4 protein-coding genes are annotated in these 3,387 nt (G+C 65.9%); 1 reads left to right on the top strand and 3 read right to left on the bottom strand.

Translation table 11 applies throughout. From position 1 onward, the window contains the following. Positions 1–213: 213 nt before the first annotated feature. Both ACFP9U_RS24430 and ACFP9U_RS24425 read right to left on the bottom strand, forming a co-directional pair. On the bottom strand, positions 214–825 hold the full coding sequence (locus tag ACFP9U_RS24430; protein ID WP_378625407.1) for a glutathione S-transferase family protein: 612 nt from the start codon (positions 823–825) through the stop codon (positions 214–216). Further along, positions 812–1,384, bottom strand: coding sequence for a thermonuclease family protein (locus tag ACFP9U_RS24425; protein ID WP_378625405.1), 573 nt, complete (start codon positions 1,382–1,384; stop codon positions 812–814). The genes ACFP9U_RS24430 and ACFP9U_RS24425 overlap by 14 nt, the downstream gene beginning before the upstream one ends. A gap of 130 nt (positions 1,385–1,514) precedes the next feature. Here ACFP9U_RS24425 and ACFP9U_RS24420 point away from each other — a divergent pair, with 130 nt between their 5' ends. Beyond that, the gene (locus ACFP9U_RS24420) at positions 1,515–3,035 is read left to right on the top strand and encodes a sensor histidine kinase (protein WP_378625403.1); all 1,521 of its coding nucleotides are present in this window, start codon (positions 1,515–1,517) and stop codon (positions 3,033–3,035) included. A gap of 39 nt (positions 3,036–3,074) precedes the next feature. On the opposite strand, the gene ACFP9U_RS24415 is transcribed toward ACFP9U_RS24420, so the two are convergent. After that, positions 3,075–3,387 (bottom strand): nicotinate-nucleotide--dimethylbenzimidazole phosphoribosyltransferase (locus ACFP9U_RS24415; RefSeq protein WP_378625402.1); only part of this gene is annotated, 313 nt, incomplete at its 5' end.

The raw sequence follows: 3,387 nt of genomic DNA, 5'->3' as shown, positions 1-3,387 counted from the left end.
GGTGCGCGAGGCGACCACCACCGGGCGCGGCGCGTGCGGCAGCGGCTTGCCGTGGGGCTGGTCCAGGCACAGTCTGCACGCGCGGATGTCCCGCAAAAGCGTTTCGAGCCTGTTATTCATGAAAGTCGAAATGCCAAATTCTTCTCAGGCGGCGAAACCGTTCCGCGGTTGATCTTACTCCGACAGAAATCGGTCTCCATTTCCCGGAATTGCCTATGCGCTCGCGCTCGCTCGCGCCGCCACATCGTCCAGCCACCGCCTCAAATGGTCGAGACCTTCCGGCATTTCAATGCGCGCCGGTTTCATGAACTGCACGGCCACGAGAGCGGTGATGTCGGCGATCGTGTAATCGCCGCCGCAAACGAACGGCCGGTCCGCCAGTTCCCGATCCAGAAAACGCAGGAAATCCCGCGCCTTCGGCTTGTTGGCCTCGCCCCATTCGGGAACCTGCGGCACTTCCCAGCCCTTCATGGCCGGATGCAGATGGCGAAACGCGGCGGCGACGGGGATGAAGAGACCGAGTTCGACGCGCCTTTGCCACATCTCGACCTGCGCCTGGCCAAGAACACCGGACCCGAACAAGGCGGGCTCCGGGTGAAGCGCCTCGAAATAACGACAGATCGCGATCGACTCGGTCAGGACCGTACCGTCGTCCAGTTCGAGGATGGGAAGGCGCTGCAGCGGGTTGAGCCGCTCGATCTCGGGGCTGCGATGCTCTTCCGCTCCCATGTCCACCGGAACCAGTGGCACCTCCAGGCCCTTCTCCGCCAAAAAGATCCGCACCCGGCGCGGGTTGGGCGCCCGCCCCCCGTCATAGAGTTTCATTCGCCTCGCCTCCGTTTTCTCCCGGCAGCAAATGCCACAGAAAATCCAAAAACCGGGCGACGAGCCGCTGGACCGGGTCTTCACGCTCTTCCCGCGCGACACGCCACTGCGCCGGCTGCTCGAACGTGCCGGCCCACAGACCCCGGCGCGCGCGCCGGGCTGCCGCCTCCGCTTCAAAATGGTCACCGTAGGCGATCGCCCAGCCTGATTCCACCATTGTCAGTCCGAGATCCTGCTCACCCGCCTCGCAGCGGGCGAGCAGCCTGCCGTAGCGGTCGCGCTCCGCTCCCCGGCAGGTGACGTCTCGTCTTTCCGCCAGCCAAACCAGTTCCTGGCGAGCACGACGCCCGCAATCATAGGCGGCTTCATCACGCCTGCAGGACTGGCCAAGCTCCGGGGCATCGATGCCGTGCAGACGGATGCGCTCGCCTTCAATTACCAAGCTATCCCCGTCTGCAATCCTGACAGGACCGGAAAGGGCGCGCATCGCCTTGCGGTCGAACTGCGCGGCGACCAGCGCGACAACGGTCAGCAAGGCGGCGGCGATCACGCCGTCCACCAGGCGCCACCTCCGTCCCGGTCCCCTCCCGAGCCGCTTGTAGCGTGGCGTCCGGACACTCATCGGTTGAAGGGTCTCTTAATCATTCGCGGCTATTTTCGACGTGGAAACGGCGGGAGCCAGGCTGCCCATGGCGCTGGAGCGAACCTACACGGCGGACAAGTTCATTATCGACCGCAGAAAGCCGCATCGCAACAGCGAGGTGGCACAGGCGGTTCGCCGCACGCGCGAACGCCTGTCGCAGACCTCGGGCAATCCGAACTTCGACCGTGAAATGCTCAAGCTCCACAGCCGGACGATCATCAGCGCCATGCCGGCGATCCTGCTCGTTGTCATCCTCATCAGCGGCGGTGGTGCCATGCTCGGCCTTGCGCGCGAGACGGCGACCTGGGCGCTGCTGACGGCAGCCGGCTATGGCGGGCTCTACCTTTTTGCCCGGCATGTGGCGGCGAAACCGATGCGCAGGGCGAGCGACCATCCGCCTCGGCTTGCGTTCCTGGCGCTTCATTTCCTGAGCGGCGTCGGCTGGACCTACCTGGTTTTGGTCGACTGCACCGATTGCGCTATGAGCAACATGCCCGTGCTGGTTGCCACCATGCTCCTGGCGGCCCTTGCCGCGACCGCCATCCTGACCTCATCGCTTCGCGGCGCGCTGGTCGCTTCCTTCACCCTGCCCGTCATCCTTTATGCGGCGATCCACTTCAAGCCGCAGCTTGCGGTCGAACCGATCATGGCGGTTCTCCTCCTCCTGTCGCTGGCCTTCCTCGCCCATCTCGCCCGTCACCGCTACCATGCGGCAGTCATGCTTCTGTCCTTCCGCAGCGAGAAGGATGCGCTTGTCGCAGAGCTGGAGACGGCCAAGGCCCTCTCGGACGAGGCGCGCCGACGCGCCGAGGAGGCCAACCTCGCCAAGTCGCGCTTCCTCGCCTCCATGAGCCACGAGCTGCGCACGCCGCTCAACGCCATCCTCGGCTTTTCGGAGGTCATGGCCAAGGAGGTCCTGGGGCCGATCCGCAACGAGACCTACCGCGACTACGCCAGGGATGTGCACGAGTCGGGCCGCCATCTGCTCGACCTCATCAACGAGATCCTCGACCTCTCGCGCATCGAGTCGGGCCGTTACCAGATGAACGAGGAACCGCTGGCGCTTGCGGACCTCGTGCAGGAATGCTGTCGCATGATGGAACTCAAGGTGCGCACCAAGGACATCCATCTCTTCCAGCAGGCCGAACCCGTCCTGCCCCGCCTCCTGGCCGATCATCGCGCGGTGCGCCAGATCGTGCTCAACCTGCTTTCCAACGCCATCAAGTTCACCCCTTCGGGGGGCGAGATCCGCGTGCGCGTCGGCTGGACCGCCGGCGGCGGTCAGTACATCGCGGTCAAGGACAACGGTCCGGGCATCGCCGAAGACGAAATACCGATCGTGCTTGCCGCCTTCGGCCAGGGCTCCATCGCCATCAAGAGCGCCGAGCAGGGCACGGGGCTCGGCCTGCCCATCGTCCAGGGCCTGGCCAAGCTCCACGACGCCCGGTTCGACCTGCGCTCTAAGCTGCGCGAGGGTACGGAGGCGATCGTCGCCTTCCCGCCTGCCCGTGTCCTGGAAGAAGCCCCGGCTAACCCCCGGCAGGTGGCGCTCAGAAAAGCCGGCTAAGATTCAGTCGGAGCCCGTCCCACCGATGCTGGACAGCCTTCAGCCGGACGACCGCGCCTGCGCCATGCCCGACGATATCTCGCCCGCCGATCTGACGATCCCGGCGGCGAGCGCGGAAGTCACGCCGCTCTGCCCTCCGATCCCGAGATCGAGCAGCGGCGGGAGGCCCATGTCGAGTGCGATTGCGCGCTGCAGCGGGTTTTCCGCACCGGCCAGCCGGCAATGGGCGAGCGCCTCCCGATCGAGCGTATGGAGGACAGCCGCGGCGGCCGTCGCCGCGAGAACGTCGAGGAGGACGGCCACCTTCTGCGTGCGTGCCGCCAGAATGGCGCCGCAGAGCGCGGCGATCTCG

This window comes from Nitratireductor sp. GCM10026969 (assembly GCF_042660605.1).
In the GTDB taxonomy this organism is placed as follows: Bacteria; Pseudomonadota; Alphaproteobacteria; order Rhizobiales; family Rhizobiaceae; genus Chelativorans.
The sequence above is the reverse complement of the archived record's forward strand: the minus strand, read 5'-3'. Positions and strand labels throughout refer to the sequence as shown.